The sequence below is a fragment of the Parabacteroides sp. merdae-related_45_40 genome (assembly GCF_001915675.1).
Genome location: NZ_MNQY01000050.1, coordinates 5,880 through 25,503 on the forward strand (window position 1 = coordinate 5,880; position 19,624 = coordinate 25,503).

The window sequence follows — 19,624 nt, forward strand, 5'->3', positions numbered from 1 at the left end:
TTGTCCACGAAGAAAAATGATCATATAAATACACACAATTTGAAACATGGCAGACGACAAGAAAATTATTTTCTCGATGGTAGGCGTGAGTAAAGTCTTTCCGCCTCAAAAACAAGTATTGAAAAATATTTACCTGTCCTTTTTCTATGGAGCGAAGATCGGGATCATTGGTTTGAATGGTTCTGGTAAATCTACATTGCTAAAAATTATTGCCGGCGTCGAAAAAGAATACCAAGGAGAAGTTGTATTCTCACCCGGATATTCCGTCGGATATCTAGAGCAGGAACCGAAACTGGAACCGGGCAAGACAGTAAAGGAAGTCGTACAGGAAGGCGTACAAAATATTGTGGACACTCTCAAAGAATATGAAGAAGTAAACGAAAAATTCGGCGATCCCGAAATACTCGAAGATCCAGACAAAATGGACGCACTGATCAACCGGCAGGCCGAATTACAAGATAAGATAGATGCAACTGACGCATGGAACCTCGACAGCCGCCTGGAAAGAGCGATGGACGCTTTACGCTGTCCTCCTGAAGATCAGGTGGTCGATACGCTGTCGGGAGGCGAACGCCGCCGTGTGGCTCTCTGCCGTTTGCTGTTACAACAGCCGGACATCCTATTGCTGGACGAACCGACCAACCACTTGGATGCTGAGTCGATCGACTGGTTGGAGCAACATCTACAACAATATACGGGTACGGTTATCTGCATCACGCACGACCGTTACTTCCTCGACCATGTGGCCGGATGGATTCTGGAACTGGATCGTGGAGAAGGTATTCCCTGGAAAGGAAACTACTCTTCTTGGCTGGATCAAAAGACCAAACGTATGGCACAGGAGGAGAAACAAGCAAGTAAACGCCGTAAGACACTGGAACGCGAACTAGAATGGATCAACATGGCCCCGAAAGCTCGTCAGGCAAAAGGTAAGGCCCGTCTGAATTCGTATGAAGCCCTTTTGAACGAAGACCAGAAAGAACGCGAAGCCAAACTGGAAATCTTTATCCCGAACGGTCCGCGCTTAGGGAACAAGGTGATCGAGGCCCAGCATGTAGCAAAAGCATTTGGCGACAAACTGTTGTTTGATGACCTAAATTTCATGTTGCCGCCGAACGGAATCGTCGGCGTGATCGGTCCGAACGGAGCAGGTAAGACTACACTGTTCAAGATGATCATGGGAATGGAAAGTATCGACAAAGGTTCTTTTGAAGTGGGCGAAACGGTAAAGGTCGGTTATGCAGACCAGACACATAAAGATATCGACCCGAAGAAGACCGTTTATCAGGTTGTTTCCGGCGGACAGGAGTTCATCCGCGTAGGCGGCAAGGAAGTCAACTCCCGCGCTTACCTCTCCAAATTCAATTTTGCGGGAGCCGACCAGGAAAAACTTTGCGGCGTACTCTCCGGTGGTGAACGGAATCGCCTGCATCTGGCTCTAACGCTGAAGGCCGAGGCGAATGTGTTGCTGCTCGACGAACCGACCAACGATATTGATGTGAACACACTCCGGGCACTCGAAGAAGGATTGGAGAACTTCGCCGGTTGTGCGGTCGTCATTTCTCACGACCGTTGGTTCCTCGACCGTATCTGTACGCATATCCTTTCGTTCGAAGGGGATTCAAATGTCGTGTTCTACGAAGGTTCCTATTCGGAGTATGAAGAGTACAAGCGCAAATTATTGGGCGACGTGGAACCAAAACGTGTCCGTTACCGTAAACTTATTGTTGATTAATCGTATAAATAATTAATATTATAAGACCATGAAAAAAAGAATGTTATCGATGGCAGTAGTAGCTGCCGCCTTTTTGTGCTTCGGAAGTGACGCGAGTGCACAGAAAACAACCAAACTGTTCAACGGAAAAGACCTTTCCGGCTGGAACTTCGTTGTCGATAAGAACTCCGTCCCAGCCGAACAGGTATATTCCGTGAAAGACGGTGTCATCAACATCACAGGACAGCCATTCGGATACATGTACACGAAAGAAAAATACGGAGATTATAAACTGCATGTAGAATATCGCTGGCCAAACGGCAAGGAAAAGGCGAACAGCGGTATCTTCCTGCTAATTGAAGAGCCGAAAAACCCGTTTCCGAACGGTATCGAATGCAACCTGATGCTTGATAATGCCGGTGATTTCGTCCTGCTCGGCGGTTCGGATCTGACTGAATACCAGAATAAGCCAGGCCAACCCCGCCCCTCTTTCCCGAAAATCCAGAAGGCGAATCAAGACAGCGAGAAGCCTGCCGGTGAATGGAATGAAGCTAATATCTTCGTAAAAAACGGTGTCATCACGGTCTATATCAACGGCGTTTACCAGAACACCGGGACAAACAAGGTAAAGAAAGGTTACATCGGACTGCAAAGCGAAGGCAAGGAAGTACAATTCCGTAACGTGACAATCACTCCGTGGTAAACAACTATATTTATTTTAAAACACCTATGTTTTGCATTCAAAGCATAGGTGTTTTGCATTCAAATCATATATGTTTTGAAAAGGTGTTCCTTGGGTTTCCATAAAAACATATCGTTTCTTTGCTATCTTTGCAACATTCTCACGGATATTCCGGTTCTTTTTTAAATTATATCACTATGGATAATCGTTTCTTGGACCTTATAGAGAGAAGCATAAAGGAGCATTGGGACCTCCCCGCCTTCTCTGATTACAATGGACATACCTTCCATTTCAAAGACGTCGCACGGCGGATAGAAAAGTTTCACATCCTACTGGAACATGCTGGTATCAAGAAAGGCGACAAAGTGGCCATCGTCGGACGCAACTCCTCCAACTGGGCAATCTGCTTTTTCGGAATATTGGCTTACGGGGCTGTTGCCGTGCCGATCCTGCATGAGTTCAAACCCGACAATATCCATCACATCGTCAACCATTCGGGAGCAAAAGCCGTACTGGCAGGCTCCAGCAACTGGGAGAACATGAACGAAAAGATGATGCCGGATGTCAAGCTATTCATGATGCTGGACAACTTCTCCATTATCGATTGCAAAAATAAGGAGGTACGCACCATACGCGATCGCATCAACGAATATTTTGGCAAGAAATATCCCCGTTCTTTCACCGCCAACGATGTGAAATATCATATCGAAGACCCGGAGGAATTGGCTGTTTTGAACTATACGTCCGGCACGACCAGCTTCTCGAAAGGAGTCATGATCCCCTACCGCAGTTTGTGGAGCAACACACAGTTCGCCTACGACCGTCTTCCTTTCATACATCCAGGAGACAACATCGTCTGTATGTTACCGATGGCGCACATGTACGGGTTAGCGTTCGAAGTGCTGAACTCCGTCAACAAAGGCTGCCACGTTCATTTCCTGACACGCACGCCGAGTCCAAAAATCATCGCAGAGGCATTTGCGACGGTTCGACCGGCGCTGATCCTTGCCGTGCCACTCATTATCGAGAAGATCATCAAGAACAAGGTCTTTCCCGAACTGGAAAAGCCATTGATCAAATTGCTGTTGAAAGTGCCATACATCGACCAAAAGGTACGCGAGAAGATCGCCCAAAAGCTGGAAGCCTCTTTCGGTGGGAACTTCGGCGAAATCGTGATTGGTGGTGCAGCCATCAATAAAGAGGTAGAGACGTTTCTCAAATCCATCGACTTCCGTTATACGGTTGGCTATGGGATGACGGAATGCGGCCCACTGGTTTCCTACGAACAGTGGGACACGTTCAAGCAAGGCTCGGTGGGCCGTGTCGTCGACCGCATGGAAATCCGGATCGACTCGAACGATCCGGAAAACGAAGTAGGCGAAATCCTGGTTCGCGGCATGAACGTGATGTTAGGCTACTACAAGAATCCAGAGGCAACAAAGGCTGTGATGCTACCCGACGGCTGGCTACGGACAGGTGACTTGGGAACACTTGACAAAGACGGTTTCCTTTACATCCGCGGACGAAGCAAAAGTATGATCCTAAGCTCCAACGGACAGAATATCTATCCCGAAGAGATCGAAGACCGCCTAAACAATATGCTGTACGTGGCGGAGTCGTTGATCATTTCTCAGGGAGGTAAACTGGTCGCCCTGATCTATCCGGACTGGGAACAAGTGGACAAGGCAGGCATCCAACACTCCGAAATCGAAGAGCTGATGCAGCAGAACATCGACCAACTGAACACTGAAATGCCCGCCTACAGCAAAGTATCTTGCTTCAAGCTTTATCAGGAAGAATTCGAAAAGACACCGAAACGGAGTATTAAACGATATTTATATCAACCCGCAGAGGAAAACTAAATAAATAAATCGTACCTTTGTTTTCTGTTAATTTACAAACAGCTCATATGAACAAAGGGAAAATTACTGTTGTCGGCATTGGACCGGGAAATCGCGATGACATAACGCCTGCGGCATTATCAGCCATCAGGCAGTCGGATGTGATCATCGGATATAACTATTATTTCCAGTTTATACAGGATATAATTCACCCGGATACCCAATGTATCGATACTGGGATGAAGCGCGAGAAAATACGTGCCGAAGAGGCCTACAAATACGCTTCGGAAGGTAAAACAGTGACAGTGATCAGTTCTGGTGATGCCGGAATCTACGGGATGGCCCCGTTGATATATGAAATGCGGACGATGAAAGAGGCGCCGCAAGTGGAGATCGAGGTAGTGCCCGGTATCAGTGCGTTCCAAAAGGCGGCTTCGCTTCTAGGGGCACCTATCGGGCATGATCTCTGTATCATCTCCCTCTCCGACCTGATGACTCCCTGGCTACGGATCGAAAAACGCATACGGGCCGCCGCTATCGGCGACTTCGTGACAGCCATCTACAATCCGAAAAGCGAAGGGCGCTACTGGCAGTTGCATCGTCTCAAGGAGCTGTTCCTCGAAGAACGTGCACCCGAAACACCGGTCGGCTATGTCCGTCAGGCCGGACGCGAAGAGCAGGTCGTCAACCTGACCACGCTGGAAGAGTTCGACCCTGAGCAGGTCGACATGTTCACTGTCATCCTGATCGGGAACTCGCAGTCATATGAGGCCGACGGTAAATTCATCACACCACGCGGCTATTACGGGGAGATCAAGATGAAAACAGATGTCGGGATCGGCCAGGACATCATGATCCGCAGCTTTCGCACCATCGAGAAAGAACTCAAGAACAAAGAAATACCGCTCGACAAGAAATGGGCTTTGCTCCATGCCATCCACACGACAGCCGATTTCGATATGGAAAATATCCTACGGATCGACGATCATGCGGTGGCTTCCCTTTACGGGAAATTCAGCCGGGGCGAGGTGCGCACCATCATCACAGACGTCACAATGGCTGCTTCCGGCATCCGCAAAGGAGCTTTGCAGCGTATGGGGATCGAGGTGAAATGCTATTTGCAAGACGAGCGCACCGTACAACTTGCAACAGAAAAAGGGATCACCCGCACACAAGCTGGCATCCGGCTTGCCGTACAGGAACATCCCAGCGCTTTATATGTATTCGGCAATGCGCCGACCGCATTAATGGAACTTTGTGACCTGATAAGGAAAGGGAAAGCCATTCCCGCCGGCATTATTGCCGCTCCTGTCGGTTTCGTACACGTACAGGAATCCAAACACATGGTAAAGCCGTTTGTCTCTATTCCTAAACTCATCATCGAAGGACGGAAAGGCGGTAGCAACCTCGCCGCGACTTTGGTAAATGCGATTTTATGCTACAATGATGCAAAACAATTAAAACCAGGTAGAGACGTATGAGAACTCAAGAAATTGTAGAAGCTTACGGCAAAACGCACATCTATATGATCGGGATGGACGACAATCCACAGCCTAAGCATATAGAAGTCATTATCAAAAATGTCAAACACGACAACATCTTCTCCGGAGGGAAGCGGCATTACGAAATTGTGAAACCATTCCTACCCGCCGATGCGGTATGGATCGAAATCAAGGCTCCAATAAATGCCGTCCTTGCGGAATACAGCCGGTTGATCCAGGAAGGCAAAGTGATCGTCTCCTTCGTTTCGGGAGACCCGTTCTTTTTCGGCTTCGCTTCCACCATCCGGAAAAACCTTTTAGGAGTAGGCATGAAAGTGTTTCCCTACTTCAACTCATTGCAGATGTTCGCACACCATGAACAAATTCCGTATGAGAACATGCACGCCGTGTCCGTTACCGGACGACCATGGCACGAACTCGACCGGGCGTTGCTGGAATACCGACCGCTGATCGGTGTACTAACCGACCGTGTCCATACGCCCAGGGCTATAGCCAAGAGGATGATGGAATATCATCTGGACAGGGATTACACCATGTGGGTAGCCGAACATTTAGGCAACCCGAAGAAAGAGAAAATCTATAAAATCTACTCGATCGAGGAAATCAGCGAAATGAGTTTCACCAATCCGAACTGTGTTCTGCTAATGAAGGCTCCGAACTGCGCATTACAACGACCAGCCTTAGGCATACCTGACACGAAATTTATCTTGCTGAATGACCGGACAAAAATGATTACCAAAGCACCGATACGAGTGATAGACCTAAGCCTGTTAGAACTGCATAACAGCCGCTACTTCTGGGATATCGGCGCCTGTACCGGCTCGGTTTCAATCGAAGCGCGGCGCCAGTATCCTCATCTAGATATCCAAGCTTTTGAAGTGCGGAAAGAGTGCGAGAACATCATCCGGGCAAACACACGGCTGCACAGCGCTCCAGGCATAGACCTGCGTATTGGTAACTTCCTCAATCTGTCAATCGAAAAGAACACGATTGTCGATGCAGTCTTTATCGGCGGTCATGGTGGCAAGCTGAAAGAAATCATCCGCAAGGTAGCTTCCCATTTGAACAGTCTGAACGGCAAGATCGTTTTTAACTCCGTTTCAGAAGAAAGCAGCAAGCTGTTCCGGGAGGCGGTTGCAGAAAACGGTCTGAAACTACATTCAGAAATAAACATTACGCTCGATTCCAATAATCCTATTACAATCCTTTGCGCAACGGGTAAAAATTATGTCTAAAAATACACTGAACATTCTTGTGGTTTCGGCAAGTAGTCTGTCGTTAGCACGCAAAATCCGGGACGAATATCCGGGCAAAACTGTCATCTATTGTAGAGAAGCAGATAACGACATCGAACCAGTCACCTCTTTCAAAGAGCTGACTGGCAATCTTTTCGATAAATCGGAAACGATTGTGTTTATCGGGGCGATGGGTATCTGCGTACGGAGTATCGCTCCCTACATCAAGAGCAAGTACACGGACCCGGCAGTCATCTGCCTCGACAGTACCGGCAAATATGTCGTATCGGTACTATCCGGTCATATCGGTGGGGCGAACGAACTGACACATGAATTGGCCCACATACTGGACGCCGAAGCGGTTGTCACGACACAGAGTGACAACCAGGGACTTTGGGCACTGGACACCTTCGCGAAACAATATGGCTGGGAACAGGATGTCTACAACCCACAAGAAGGCATAATCAGTTTCTTCCAAACCGATTTCGAGCAGACAGACGAGGAAACGTTCAATGCATCGAGGGAAAAGGCCATGAACGAATGTGTCGCCCGTTTCGTCAACTGTCGACCGACCGCCCTCCTGCTCGATATTCGCACGAAGGAGACGGACTATATGAAGGAAACCTGCCCCCCGCACGTCGATGTCTTTTATAAATATAAAGATATCGACCTCGAAAAATACGAGCTGCTGATCACGGTCAGTCCCACTTACTACCACAAATCCCCTATCCCCTGCCTATCATTCTTCCCGAAAGTGCTTCACTTAGGTATCGGATGTAAAAAGGGATTGACAGACATGAAGTCCGTCCTCACGGACCTGTATATCTGCTCCATTTTCTACAGGTTCAACCTGAAGAGCATAGCCAACGTCTCCTCCATCGACCTAAAGAAAGAAGAACCGATATTAAAGGAACTGGCAGACACCTACCTGCGCAGCCCGTTCAAGACCTATCCGGCAGAGGTACTGGACAAAGTCCCCGTACCCCATCCTTCTTCCACAGTAAAGAAAGCCACCGGGTCGGGAAGCGTCGCGGAGGCAGCGGCCATCCTGAGTGCGGAAGGAGGCCCATTATTGGTGGGAAAACAAAAGGGGCAAACGAAAGACTTCACTTATGCGATAGCCATCAGCAAATCGGCAATACAGGACGAAGAAGATAGTCAGCAAAAAGGGAAACAGGGACATGGACATATCGAAATTGTCGGAGCCGGACCGGGCGATCCAGAACTGATCTCCATCCGGGGCCGGCGGATGCTGGAAAATGCAGACCTGATCCTCTATGCCGGAAGCCTCGTCCCCAAAGAACTCACCCTATGCGCCAAGAAAGGATCGACGATTCGCAGTTCTGCCGACATGAACCTGGAAGAACAATTCGCCCTTATAAAAAAGTTCTATGACAAAGGGAAGTTCATCGTACGCTTGCACACAGGTGACCCCTGCATCTATGGGGCGATACAAGAACAGATGGCATTCTTCGACCGCTATGGCATGAGTTACCATATCACACCGGGAATCTCCTCGTTCCAAGCTGCTGCTGCAGCTCTCCGTTCCCAGTTCACTATTCCTGAAAAGGTGCAAACCATCATCCTGACGCGTGGCGAAGGACGTACCCCCATGCCGGAGAAAGAGCAGCTGCATAAACTAGCCGCCAGCCAAAGCACAATGTGCATCTTCCTGAGCGCCGGCATTGCCGGACAAGTCCAGAAAGAACTTCTGGAACATTACCCGCCAACGACACCGGTAGCCGCCTGCTACAAGTTGACCTGGAAAGACGAACGCATCTACCGAGGCGAATTGAAAGACCTGGAACAGATCGTAAAAGAAAACAATCTGACACTGACGACCTTGTTAGTCGTCGGTGATGCCATAGACAACCGCACGGGGGTATCACGTCTCTACGCCGAGGAGTTCAAGCATCTGTACCGCCGTTAGTGAGGGGCCACCTCCTACCTATGAGGCATGATACCTCATAAGTAGGAGGTACGGAACCTCATAGCTATCAGGCATGATACCTCATAGCTGCCAGGCAAGTACTCACCAGAGAGGATGACCCCCTGCTATATTACCGGTAAAGACAAGAGAACAACAGAAACATTATGATACTGATCTTAGGAGGAACAACCGAAGGCCGCAAGGCCGTACAAGTCGTCGAGAGCGCTGGCAAACCCTACTACTACTCGACAGTCGGCAACGAACAGGCGATAGCAGCCGTTCATGCCATTCGCCTCACCGGTGGTATGGACGAAGAAGAGATGGCACAATTCTGCCGCGAGAAAAAAATCTCGTTGCTAGTTGATGCCGCCCACCCTTTCGCCATCCGGTTGCATCGGACGCTTGCAAAGGTTTCCTCCCGTCTCCGGATTCCGGTCGTCCGGTTGGAAAGGCAATACCCCGCACATGACAAGCGGTTGATATGGTGCACGGATTATGCCGCCGCCATCGACCGCCTACGTGCGGACGGGATCTGCAACCTGTTGGCCCTGACAGGCGTCAAGACCATTGCGAAACTGCGTCCTTACTGGGAGCAGACGCCCTGCTGGTTCCGTATCCTGAACCGGAAAGAGTCGCTTTCGCTGGCTGAATCCGACGGATTCCCAAAGGAACGGATTATTTTTTTCCATGAAGGAGAAGACGAGAAGAAGCTGCTGGACCAGCTTCATCCAGATGCCGTACTGACAAAGGAAAGTGGGGAAAGCGGATATTTCAAGGAAAAGGTCGAAGCAGCACAAGCCTGCGGCATTCCCGTTTATGTCATACAACGCCCTCCCCTACCTGACAGTTTCACTTTTGTGCAAGGCATGGAAGGACTTCGTAAAGCCATCGAACGCCTCGCTCCCGGCTTCTTCCCGCTCCGGAGCGGTTTCACGACCGGCACATGTGCTACGGCTGCCGCCAAAGCCGCCTTAGTCGCCCTCCTGAACCGAACGGAACAAACCGTTAGTTGCATCACGCTCCCTTCCGGGGAAAAGATCATGCTCCCTGTCGCCGCAACCGAATGGGCGGACAACGCCGCCCTATGCACGGTTATAAAGGACTCCGGCGACGATCCGGACGTGACAAACGGCTGTTCCGTTATCGCCCGTATCGAGTTACAGGCTGGGCAATCCCCTACCCCCGCCTTCCTGTTCCGGGCTAGTGAAGGAGTAGGAACGGTGACGCTTCCCGGCCTCGGCCTCGAAATTGGAGGACCAGCCATCAACGCCACTCCCCGCCGCCTGATTACTGGAGAATTGACAACAATACTGGAGGAAAACGGCCTGTCCGGCAAGATAAAGGAGGTGGTCGTCACGATCTCCGTTCCGGGAGGGAAAGAGTTAGCTGCCCGGACATTCAATCCGAAGTTGGGAATCATCGGCGGAATCTCGATCATCGGGACATCCGGCATCGTACGCCCTTTCTCGAACGATGCCTTTCTCGCCTCGATCCGGAAAGAAGCCGAAGTTGCAAAAGCAATAGGATGTTCTCGCCTCGTCATCAACTCAGGAGCGAAAAGCGAACGTTTCCTGAAAGGCTACCTGTCGGAACGGCTGTCGGAAGAACTTCCTCCGCAAATGTTTGTGCATTACGGGAACTTCATCGGAAAGACACTGAAAATAGCTGCCGAACTGCAATTTGACGAAGTCGTCATGGGAATCATGATTGGCAAAGCCGTCAAACTGGCGGAAGGAGCACTGGATACGCACAGCAAAAAGGTCGTCATGAACAAAGCCTTTCTGAAAGAATTGGCTGCAAAGGCGGGTTGCAAACCAGAGTCCGTACAAAAAATAGATTCCCTGACGCTGGCCAGAGAACTATGGGAACTGTTCAGCAAGACCGAACAACAAAGTTTCTTCCCGCTTCTGTTACAGAAGTGCCGAGAGCATTGTACCCCCTTGCTTCCCAACGGGAAACTATCCGTTCTGCTGATTTCGGAAAGTGGGGAAATAACCTTTCAAGCGTGATTATTCAAATGTAACATCCTTGTTCTGCACGTAGGAGACATCGATTTTTCCTCCCGCATCACCGTTGCTCTCCTGTAAAGGAAGTTCCCTGACACGGCTCAAGAACAGGGTTCCTTTGGTGGCAGAAGTCGGATTCGTAAAGTTTAGCGTGATGGAGGTTGCGCCTTTCTGCGTATTGTTGATATCATAGACACCGCCGCTGTAGGTCAGGTGCACCTGGACATACTCGTCCTTCCCGATCGGCTTTCCTACCCAAGTGATAATGGTTGCGCCATTGCCTTTGACGGATGTCAGGGATTCGGGAAGAGCGATTGGATCGACATCGTCGATAGAGGCCTTGTTTGTATAAACCTGGTCTTTCCAACGGGAAAAGGTGAACGTGACCGGGTCCAGCCCGGATTCCGACAGCATATACATATAAGTTCCCATTCCTAAAAAGTCCGGCACTTTTCCGTTAAAGAGAATGCCTTTGGTCGGCAGGCGCAGATTGGCCCCTTCGCTGTTATATTTATTGAAATTTGCGCCTATATGGGTATGGTTCTGCGTAACATTATATTCGACACCCAAATTCTGATAAAAAGGGATCGAGGGGTCGATCCCGTCCGAATCATCGTTATCGCAAGCGGTAAACACGCCAGCGAACAACAGACAAGCATAAAGGAAATACTTTCTCATGTCATTTAATTTTATCCGAGTTACGGAAAGTATAGGATAATTTACCAATTGCTTCTCCGAGGACTCTATTATTCTTCTTTGATAGAAATAACAAATGAAGTGGGAAAAGTTTTTCCTTTTAGGCTTTTTTGTCAAACAGAAAGCTCCTGCAAGAGAGATTCTATGGTATCGGCCGCCAGCGTACGTCCGTCAAGATGGTGGATCAGGAATGCGGAACCGACAGACAGATCGCCCGTCTCGATCCATACAGGCGACTCCACATGCCGATCGGCACGTATACCGTTCCGCTGGAGTGCCTTGCGGACCATCGCATATTTCTGTCCGTGCCCGATCAGGCGTATTTCTTTCGAATACCGGTTATCGATGCGGAACAAGCCGGTCTCCGTGTCGAACACGATTCCCTTGCGGGCGAAGAAACCGCTCAAGTGGCCGCTCAGGGCGAGGTCTTCGGGCGTACCAGTCGTAATCCCGTTCGTCCGGTCCATCAGCCAAATCTTGTCGGCGATCTGGAGCGCCAGTTCGAGATCGTGCGTGGAGAGGAAAATCGTCTTGTTCGTGCTTCGTGTCAGATGGTGGAGCAATTGCATGATCTCCACCTTACTCGGAAAATCGAGGAAAGCGGTCGGCTCGTCCAGAAAGATAACAGGTGTTTCCTGAGCCAGTGCCTTGGCGATCATGACCTTCTGCCGTTCTCCGTCCGACAGGGTGTGCACCATGCGGGAGGCCAGGTTCTCAATCCGTACCAAGGCGATCGATTCTTCCACGACCTGCTTGTCCTCCTTGTCCAACCGTCCCCAGAAACCGGTGTAGGGACTGCGTCCCATCTTGACCAATTCCCGCACGGACATATTCCGGATGTCACACTTCTCCGTCAGGACCACACCGATCGTCGTGCTCAGTTCCTTGTCTGAATAACTGTCCATATCACGTCCCAAGACGGCGATCTCGCCTCCCAGCTTCGGCTGGAAAGCCGACAGCGTGCGCAGAAGCGTCGACTTCCCGACTCCGTTCGCTCCTAAGAGGCAGGTTAATTCTCCACTATAAATCCGGGCCTGTATATGGCTCGCCACCAACTTGGTATCATTCTTTGTCCGATAACCGATAGAGAGATCGTTTATATGAATCGTATCTTGTCTCATCATTCGTTCAGTTCGTTTTTACGTTTACGGAATAGAACGGAGGCCACTACCGGAGCACCGATTAGGGCAGTCACCGAATTGACCGGCAAAGCCCCTTCGAAGCCGGGCATCCGGGCAATCAAGTTGCAGACGAGTGCCAATGCGGCACCGGCAAACAGGACGGCAGGCATCAGGACCCTATGGTCGGATGTTTGAAAAATGGCCCGGCACAGATGCGGGACGGCCAGGCCAAGAAAGATGACCGGTCCACAATAGGCCGTCACGATCGCCGTCAGCACTCCTGCCGAGGTGATCACCAAAAGACGTGCCCGCTTGATGTTCAATCCCAAGTTACGGGCATAGCCGTCGCCAAGCAGCATCAGGTTCAACGTCTTGATCAACAGGAACGACAAAGGGATCAGAATCGCCATGATCGCAACAAACAGCATCATCTGGTTGCCGGAAACACGTGAGAAGCTGCCTAACCCCCAGATCACATAGGCGCGAATATCCTCCTCCACGCTGAAGAACTTCAGCACGCCGATCACCGCATTCGCCACGTAGCCGATCATCACGCCGATAATCAGCAGCGTCACGTTCCCCTTCACCTTCTGCGACACATATACGATTAACGCCATCACCGAGAGCGAACCGATCACGGCTGCTATCGAAAGCGCGATTTCTCCCATAACCCCCAATTTACTAAGCGCAACCCCTCCGAGGCTACCGCTCAACAGCACCACGAAGGCCACGCCCATGCTCGCACCGGAGCTGATCCCCAGCACGGAAGGTCCCGCCAGTGGATTCCGGAAAACAGTCTGCATCTGCAAGCCGCTTATCGCCAGGCCCGCTCCCGCCACCAAAGCAGTCAATGCCTGCGGAAGACGTGATTTCCAGACGATATTCTGCCAGGTCACCGGCTCGTCTCCCAGTCCGCAAATAATGTTCCAGACAGACTTCAACGGGATAGACACCGATCCTAACACCAAATTCAGGAACATCAGGACCAGGATAGACGCTACGGTGAGCGACATCAGAAAAGTAGTGGAATGTCTCATTCGTGCAGCCTAATTGAGCCGTGCATAATAAACAGGTGTATGATCGGGCAGCAGGTCCGGATGGAATATATGCAGCAGGTCGGCCAGTACGACTTCCGGCTCGGTCGGCATACTTTCGTAAAAAGGCGTATCTTTCATGTTGCAATAGATGATCCCTTTCTCTCTGAAGGCACGGAAATCGGCATAACGCGGGTCCTGCTCCTTCAATGCCTCATAGCTGAACGTACCCGGATAGCTGTTCACAATGCGCCAGTAATCGGCTTCGTCACCCTGATTGTAGACAGTTTCGAAATCAAGTGTCACACCTCCCGAACGTTTGTCGTTTTTGAGGAAATAGTCAGCACCGGCGTCCTTGAAAAGTTGGGCGAGAAAGCTCTCCCCTCCTACGGCATACCAGTTACCGCCCCGCATCTCGCCGCTCAACACGACCGGGCGTTTCTTCACTTTTCCTTCCGCCGTCAGCTCCTTCAATTCATTATAACGGGCCGCGATGGCGTCGAATATCTCGTTTGCCTTTTGCTCCTGTCCCACCAACAGGCCGACGAACTTCACCCATTCCGCCTGTCCCAACGGCGTCATCTCCTTATAGCCTAAATGCGGGATCAATGGGATACCGACATCCTTCAAGGTCTCATATCCGCCCCGTTTAAAAGGCGAAACAAGGATCAGGTCTGGGTTCATACTCATGATCACCTCGTTGTCGAAATTCCCTTCTATGCCGATTTTGGCGGTCTTCCCACTCTTGAGACGTTCGTTCATCTCCCTATTGAACAGATGCCGGGTACTGGTCACCCCTACGACCTTGTCCAGTTCGCCCATCTTGATAAAATTGGACAACTGCAAAGATGTCATACAGATAACACTTCTGATGGGTGTCTCGATCACAGTATACGATCCGGGGATGCCGGCCGGTTTCGTTCCTCTCCTGACAAGCGCATAATGAAAAGTCGTACTTTCCTCATTCTGCGGGTCCTGGATATCCAGCAAGACATACCCGCTCCGATAGGATAATACGAAACCACGGGCATACTCGGGTACAATATGGACACCGGAAAACGCGCTTTCTTCCGTCGTTTCCACCTTATCGGTCCGTTGATTGTTTTTGGTCGTACACGAGGATGCGACACACAACGACATAAGTAGGCAGCATCCTGCCAGGCATTTTTTCATATTCAATATTATTTTATTATAACCGAGAGAGCGTTGTCCACCCCACGAGGACGAGACTCTTCAAAACCGAAACGGCAGGTCTTCTGACTTACTTCCATCCCCGGACACCTTCCCGATCCCCCGATCAGTGGCATTGAGTATTGCCGGTATGTTACCGAAGTTTCACAGCAGCGTGGTCTGTCCGGGATTCCCACCCGGTTCCCTTTTCATTCCTGTCCTGTAAGGAGGACAGGGAAACCTGTTTCAAAGGGCAAATATAATAATATTACTTTTGCTTTCAAGAGAAAAGTGGCAGACAAATCAGTTTTTCTTACGAGCCGCCAAATATTCGTCTTCTAGCATGACTTTCAGTACATGGCCGCTTTCGTCGAAAGCGACAACCAGATTCCGCTGGTCAGTCGTCTCGAGAGAGACCTTATACTGGATAGGGCTGCCGCTACCATTCGACTTGTACACCTCTTTGATCAAGCAATTTTCATAAGCGTTGTAAATCGCTTCCTGTGCGGCAAGGTCCACATCGACGATATCGATCGCATAGAAATTTTTCATACTCAACATATCGATATCCGTATTCCCATCCCGTCCAGTCTGCGCATGACTGTTTTGAGCCATACAGACACACGAAACCACCATAGCCACCATCAATACAAACTTCTTCATAACCTAAAATCTTAAACAATCTATTTACCTTTTTCTAATCGTTCCATCAAGTACAAATTGCATGCCAAAGAATAAAAAGCGGGCTGTGGAAAAGGCAGTGTGGAAATTATCCCCACAATTGTGGAATGCAGATTTGGAAAGTTCCGCAATTTTCCTCACTTTTGCGCACCAAATAATTCTAACGCACATGTCGTACCCCATCTGCTTCGTATCGCTCGGTCCGGGAGACCCCGAACTGATCACTTTGAAAGGCTTGAAAAAACTCCGACAGGCCGATATCATCTATTGCCCCGCCACCATAAGCAAAAGCGGACAACTACTCTCCCGTGCGGCCCGTATTATCGAAGGACTGGAAATCGAGAAGTCTGTAGTCCAGTTCTTCACGCTCCCGATGAGCAAAGACCGGACCAAAGTCTGGAAAGTCTACGATACCTTGTATGAAAAGGCCATATCCGCCAGGGACAAAGAGAAAAAGGTGGTCATTGTGGCGGAAGGCGATGCAGGGTTCTATTCTTCCATACAGTATATATACGACAAATTCAAAGAGAACCGCATCGAAGTGGAACGAACCGCCGGAATACCAGCTTTCATTGCAGCGGGTGCTTTAGCCGGCTTGCATATTGTCAAGCAGGAAGAACAAATCATCGTCATACCCGGAATGCTGACGGCGGAAGAATTGTCGAAAAAGATCAAGACCGGTAATGTGATCGTCATCATGAAGCTGTCCCAATGTGTGGAAGCCGTCCATACCTGCATCCGGTTGCATCCGGAAACGAACTTCCATTATTTTGAGAATGTCGGGACCGGAGAAGAGTTTTACACCTCCGACCGGAAACAAATCCAGAGGAAAATATTCCCATACTTTTCCCTTATGATCATCCAATAGTATCTAAACTACCTGACTTTTCATTTTGTTATTATACAAAAATATATTTACTTTTGTTTTCCACTTAAACTTACATAAGACATGAAATCAGACATAGAAATTGCAAGAGAGGTTTCTCTGCGCAAGATAAAAGAAATCGCGACCGGATTAGGTATCCCTCGTGAAGAAGTTCAGAATTACGGCAGATACATCGCCAAGATACCTATCCATCTGATCGACGAAGAGAAGATCAGACAACACAATCTTATCCTGGTTACAGCCATCACTCCTACGAAAGCGGGTATCGGTAAGACGACCGTTTCAATCGGGCTGGCTTTAGGATTGAACAAAATCGGTAAAAAGGCGGTCGTTGCCTTGCGCGAACCATCATTGGGTCCATGCTTCGGCATGAAGGGCGGAGCTGCCGGAGGCGGATACTCGCAGGTGTTGCCGATGGAAAACATCAACCTGCATTTTACGGGGGATTTCCATGCGGTTACTTCTGCCCACAATATGATCACGGCATTGCTGGACAATTACATCTACCAGACGCGTAATACCTGTGAAGGTCTGAAAGAAATCAAATGGAAGCGCGTACTGGACGTAAATGACCGCAGCCTGCGCAACATTGTTTCTGGCTTGGGCGGATCGGCCAATGGTGTACCGACGGAGACAGGTTTTGACATCACACCCGCTTCGGAAATCATGGCGATCCTTTGCCTGGCAACGGACATCGAAGACTTGAAACGCCGTATCGGCAACATCCTGCTGGGGTATACGAACGATGACAAGCCTTTCACTGTAAACGATCTCGGTGTAGCCGGAGCGATCACGGTATTGCTGAAAGACTCTCTCCTGCCCAACCTGGTGCAAACAACCGAAAACACGGCCGCATTCGTACACGGAGGCCCATTCGCCAACATCGCACACGGCTGCAACTCCGTTCTGGCGACCAAGATGGCGCTGACATATGGCGATTACGTCATTACAGAAGCTGGCTTCGGTGCCGACCTAGGAGCTGAAAAGTTCTTCGACATCAAATGCCGCAAAGCCGGACTGACACCGAAACTGACAGTTATCGTGGCGACGGCCCAGAGCTTGAAGCTGCATGGAGGCGTACCGGAAAACAAGATCAAGGAACAGAATATCGAAGGGATGAAAAACGGTTTCGAGAATCTGGACAAACATGTCGAGAACATGAAATGCTTCGGCCAGGAAGTGATCGTGACTTTCAACAGGTACGCATCCGATACGGACGAGGAAATCGCACTGGTCGCAGAACATTGCCGCGAGATCGGTGTTGGTTTCTGTATGAACAACGTATTTGCTGCCGGTGGCGAAGGAGGTGCCGAACTCGCGAAACTGGTGGTCGACACAATCGAAAAGAAACCTTCCACCCCGCTAAAATACATCTACGAGGACAACGAACCGATCCGTAGCAAGATAAAAAAGGTGTCCGAACAGATCTATGGAGCAGCCTCTGTTGTCTATACGACATTGGCGGACAAGAAAATCAAGCAGATCGAAAGTCTCGGAATCTCCCACTATCCGATCTGCATCGCCAAGACGCAGTATTCGTTCTCTTCCGATCCGAAAGCCTACGGGGTAGCCAAGAATTTCGAGTTGAAAGTGCGCGACATCATCATCAACAACGGTGCAGAGATGATCGTTGTCATCATGGGCGAGATCATGCGCATGCCGGGACTGCCGAAAGACCCGCAGGCAAAACGTATCGACATCGTGGACGGCGTGATTGAAGGGTTGAGCTAAAAGACAAGCCACCATATCCCTATATATGCAAAACACCGGTGTTTTGAAAACGAATCACCGGTGTTTTGAAAACGAATCACCGGTGTTTTGATACTAGGCTATACCAGCCTAATTCTTTCCCTTGTTTTTATCGAAAAATTTCTTAAAGAACAGGATTTGGTAGTCGATCGAGTTCTTCCAGTATTCACCGTTATGTGATCCGGGACGAACAAGGAAATCATGGTCGATCTTATATTTCAGCAGCTTCTTATGGAAGTCGTTATTCACTTCGAAAAAGAAATCGCTGTAACCGCAATCGAAGATAATAGCCAGTTCACCGTTCTTGATACGGTCAATTTGCATGATTGCCGTATGATTGTTCCAAACCTCCTGATTGTCGCTCTCGTTTCCGAGCTGCTTGTTCATCTCCCAATTATTGGGGAATGGTCGGATATCGACTCCGCCACTCGTACTACCGACCGCACCAAACACATCCTTATGACGAAAAGATAGCCACATGGCTCCGTGTCCGCCCATGCTCAACCCAGTAATAGCACGACCGGAACGGTCTTTCACTGTCGAATATTCAGAATCGATATATTTGACTAATTCGGAGGAAACGAATGTCTCATAACGGTAGGACGGATCTTTCGGGCTGTCCCAATACCAACTATTCTTGCCATCGGGACAGACAAAGATCAGGCCGTCGCGATCTGCAATATCTTTCAACTCCGGCTTCATGGAAAGCCAGGTTTTCGCATTTCCTCCATATCCGTGCAACAGGTAGACAACCGGTTTCGGCACATGATTATTCTCCGGAGAAACGACAACGACTTGGACATTCTTTTTCATCGCCTCACTGTAAACGGCCAACGTATCGACAACTGCCCCCTTCACCGATATGGCAACCAGGATAAAAAGAGCTAAAATGGATAATTTAAGTTTCATGGTATCAGACTCTATAAACGCTATTTTTTGTTCTTTTCCATTTTAAGTATATCGCTGTCGAGGAGCTTGTCAACTCCGTTCTTCAAATTCGAAAGTCCTCTACGGGTTGCATAGGTTGCTTTCAGTTTGGTAATCTCTATCTGCTCATCTATTGTCAGTTCGGAACTGAACTTCTCATAACGGTCACCAGTAAAAGTTTCGAACTTTTCATCGGCTTTCTTCCAGTCTTCTTCTGTATAATCGCTTCCGGCTGCTTCCACCTTTTCGATAAACTTCTTGAAATCTTTCACATACGATTCTTTGGAATCGCTGCAACCATTAAAAACAAACAAGGCGATAACCGCCACAAACATCATCAATCTTGTTTTCATATCTTTTTTATTTTTATTACAATGATAGCAAATATACGAATAAATCTTACACTATACAGCAGGACTTCAGGGCAACTGCACCAAAATCACAATCAAC

The 19,624-nt window shown here is 49.3% G+C and carries 16 protein-coding genes and 1 riboswitch; of the genes, 9 read left to right on the forward strand and 7 right to left on the reverse strand.

Going from position 1 to position 19,624, the window contains the following annotated elements; all coding sequences use genetic code 11:
• The first annotated feature begins 46 nt into the window (after positions 1-46).
• From ettA to cbiD, 7 genes are all read left to right on the forward strand, one after another.
• Positions 47-1,735, forward strand: coding sequence for an energy-dependent translational throttle protein EttA (gene ettA / locus BHV83_RS08210; RefSeq protein ID WP_122206090.1), 1,689 nt, complete (start codon positions 47-49; stop codon positions 1,733-1,735).
• Positions 1,736-1,763: 28 nt separating this feature from the next.
• Positions 1,764-2,417: a 3-keto-disaccharide hydrolase gene (locus BHV83_RS08215; RefSeq protein WP_122206091.1), complete on the forward strand. Its 654-nt coding sequence runs from the start codon at positions 1,764-1,766 to the stop codon at positions 2,415-2,417.
• Between the two features lie 176 nt (positions 2,418-2,593).
• On the forward strand, positions 2,594-4,258 hold the full coding sequence (locus BHV83_RS08220; protein ID WP_119216383.1) for an AMP-binding protein: 1,665 nt from the start codon (positions 2,594-2,596) through the stop codon (positions 4,256-4,258).
• 47 nt (positions 4,259-4,305) lie between these two features.
• On the forward strand, positions 4,306-5,718 hold the full coding sequence (cobJ, locus tag BHV83_RS08225) for a precorrin-3B C(17)-methyltransferase (RefSeq protein WP_122204445.1): 1,413 nt from the start codon (positions 4,306-4,308) through the stop codon (positions 5,716-5,718).
• A complete protein-coding gene (cbiE, locus tag BHV83_RS08230; protein ID WP_005639421.1) occupies positions 5,715-6,974 on the forward strand; it encodes a precorrin-6y C5,15-methyltransferase (decarboxylating) subunit CbiE in 1,260 nt (419 codons plus the stop codon). Before cobJ ends, cbiE begins: the two co-directional genes overlap by 4 nt.
• Positions 6,967-8,904, forward strand: a complete 1,938-nt coding sequence (gene cobM / locus BHV83_RS08235) for a precorrin-4 C(11)-methyltransferase (protein ID WP_122206092.1) — start codon at positions 6,967-6,969, stop codon at positions 8,902-8,904. Before cbiE ends, cobM begins: the two co-directional genes overlap by 8 nt.
• Before the next feature lie 164 nt (positions 8,905-9,068).
• Positions 9,069-10,913 (forward strand): cobalt-precorrin-5B (C(1))-methyltransferase CbiD, encoded by a 1,845-nt coding sequence (gene cbiD, locus BHV83_RS08240; protein WP_286757315.1) that lies wholly within the window; start codon positions 9,069-9,071, stop codon positions 10,911-10,913.
• Here cbiD and BHV83_RS08245 read toward each other — a convergent pair whose 3' ends face one another.
• From BHV83_RS08245 to BHV83_RS08265, 5 genes are all read right to left on the reverse strand, one after another.
• The gene (locus BHV83_RS08245; RefSeq protein ID WP_195286746.1) at positions 10,914-11,588 is read right to left on the reverse strand and encodes a hypothetical protein; all 675 of its coding nucleotides are present in this window, start codon (positions 11,586-11,588) and stop codon (positions 10,914-10,916) included. It abuts the gene before it with no gap.
• Between the two features lie 131 nt (positions 11,589-11,719).
• Positions 11,720-12,727, reverse strand: coding sequence for an ABC transporter ATP-binding protein (locus tag BHV83_RS08250; RefSeq protein ID WP_195286757.1), 1,008 nt, complete (start codon positions 12,725-12,727; stop codon positions 11,720-11,722).
• Positions 12,727-13,764: an iron chelate uptake ABC transporter family permease subunit gene (locus tag BHV83_RS08255; protein WP_122204442.1), complete on the reverse strand. Its 1,038-nt coding sequence runs from the start codon at positions 13,762-13,764 to the stop codon at positions 12,727-12,729. The genes BHV83_RS08250 and BHV83_RS08255 overlap by 1 nt, the downstream gene beginning before the upstream one ends.
• A gap of 9 nt (positions 13,765-13,773) precedes the next feature.
• Positions 13,774-14,934, reverse strand: a complete 1,161-nt coding sequence (locus BHV83_RS08260) for an ABC transporter substrate-binding protein (RefSeq protein ID WP_286757319.1) — start codon at positions 14,932-14,934, stop codon at positions 13,774-13,776.
• 56 nt (positions 14,935-14,990) lie between these two features.
• A riboswitch (cobalamin riboswitch) is annotated at positions 14,991-15,192 on the reverse strand.
• Positions 15,193-15,234: 42 nt separating this feature from the next.
• Positions 15,235-15,594, reverse strand: a complete 360-nt coding sequence (locus BHV83_RS08265) for a hypothetical protein (protein ID WP_005639408.1) — start codon at positions 15,592-15,594, stop codon at positions 15,235-15,237.
• Between the two features lie 187 nt (positions 15,595-15,781).
• Between BHV83_RS08265 and BHV83_RS08270 the strand changes: the two genes are divergently transcribed.
• Entirely contained in the window at positions 15,782-16,480 is a 699-nt protein-coding gene (locus tag BHV83_RS08270) for a precorrin-2 C(20)-methyltransferase (RefSeq protein WP_046452346.1), read from the forward strand.
• Positions 16,481-16,561: 81 nt separating this feature from the next.
• A complete protein-coding gene (locus tag BHV83_RS08275) occupies positions 16,562-18,229 on the forward strand; it encodes a formate--tetrahydrofolate ligase (RefSeq protein WP_286757323.1) in 1,668 nt (555 codons plus the stop codon).
• A 108-nt stretch (positions 18,230-18,337) separates the two neighbouring features.
• Here BHV83_RS08275 and BHV83_RS08280 read toward each other — a convergent pair whose 3' ends face one another.
• Both BHV83_RS08280 and BHV83_RS08285 read right to left on the reverse strand, forming a co-directional pair.
• A complete protein-coding gene (locus BHV83_RS08280; protein ID WP_286757325.1) occupies positions 18,338-19,156 on the reverse strand; it encodes an alpha/beta hydrolase in 819 nt (272 codons plus the stop codon).
• Between the two features lie 20 nt (positions 19,157-19,176).
• Positions 19,177-19,527, reverse strand: coding sequence for a DUF6565 domain-containing protein (locus BHV83_RS08285; protein ID WP_005639400.1), 351 nt, complete (start codon positions 19,525-19,527; stop codon positions 19,177-19,179).
• Positions 19,528-19,624: the final 97 nt, after the last annotated feature.

Bases quoted from the DNA above. Each gene is read 5' to 3' on its own strand.
- cobJ (WP_122204445.1), top strand. From the start codon at position 4,306: ATGAACAAAGGGAAAATTACTGTTGTCGGCATTGGACCGGGAAATCGC.
- BHV83_RS08245 (WP_195286746.1), bottom strand. From the start codon at position 11,588: ATGAGAAAGTATTTCCTTTATGCTTGTCTGTTGTTCGCTGGCGTGTTT.
- BHV83_RS08265 (WP_005639408.1), bottom strand. From the start codon at position 15,594: ATGAAGAAGTTTGTATTGATGGTGGCTATGGTGGTTTCGTGTGTCTGT.
- BHV83_RS08215 (WP_122206091.1), top strand. From the start codon at position 1,764: ATGAAAAAAAGAATGTTATCGATGGCAGTAGTAGCTGCCGCCTTTTTG.
- cbiD (WP_286757315.1), top strand. From the start codon at position 9,069: ATGATACTGATCTTAGGAGGAACAACCGAAGGCCGCAAGGCCGTACAA.
- BHV83_RS08220 (WP_119216383.1), top strand. From the start codon at position 2,594: ATGGATAATCGTTTCTTGGACCTTATAGAGAGAAGCATAAAGGAGCAT.
- BHV83_RS08250 (WP_195286757.1), bottom strand. From the start codon at position 12,727: ATGAGACAAGATACGATTCATATAAACGATCTCTCTATCGGTTATCGG.
- BHV83_RS08285 (WP_005639400.1), bottom strand. From the start codon at position 19,527: ATGAAAACAAGATTGATGATGTTTGTGGCGGTTATCGCCTTGTTTGTT.
- ettA (WP_122206090.1), top strand. From the start codon at position 47: ATGGCAGACGACAAGAAAATTATTTTCTCGATGGTAGGCGTGAGTAAA.
- BHV83_RS08255 (WP_122204442.1), bottom strand. From the start codon at position 13,764: ATGAGACATTCCACTACTTTTCTGATGTCGCTCACCGTAGCGTCTATC.
- BHV83_RS08260 (WP_286757319.1), bottom strand. From the start codon at position 14,934: ATGAAAAAATGCCTGGCAGGATGCTGCCTACTTATGTCGTTGTGTGTC.
- BHV83_RS08280 (WP_286757325.1), bottom strand. From the start codon at position 19,156: ATGAAACTTAAATTATCCATTTTAGCTCTTTTTATCCTGGTTGCCATA.
- BHV83_RS08275 (WP_286757323.1), top strand. From the start codon at position 16,562: ATGAAATCAGACATAGAAATTGCAAGAGAGGTTTCTCTGCGCAAGATA.
- BHV83_RS08270 (WP_046452346.1), top strand. From the start codon at position 15,782: ATGTCGTACCCCATCTGCTTCGTATCGCTCGGTCCGGGAGACCCCGAA.
- cobM (WP_122206092.1), top strand. From the start codon at position 6,967: ATGTCTAAAAATACACTGAACATTCTTGTGGTTTCGGCAAGTAGTCTG.
- cbiE (WP_005639421.1), top strand. From the start codon at position 5,715: ATGAGAACTCAAGAAATTGTAGAAGCTTACGGCAAAACGCACATCTAT.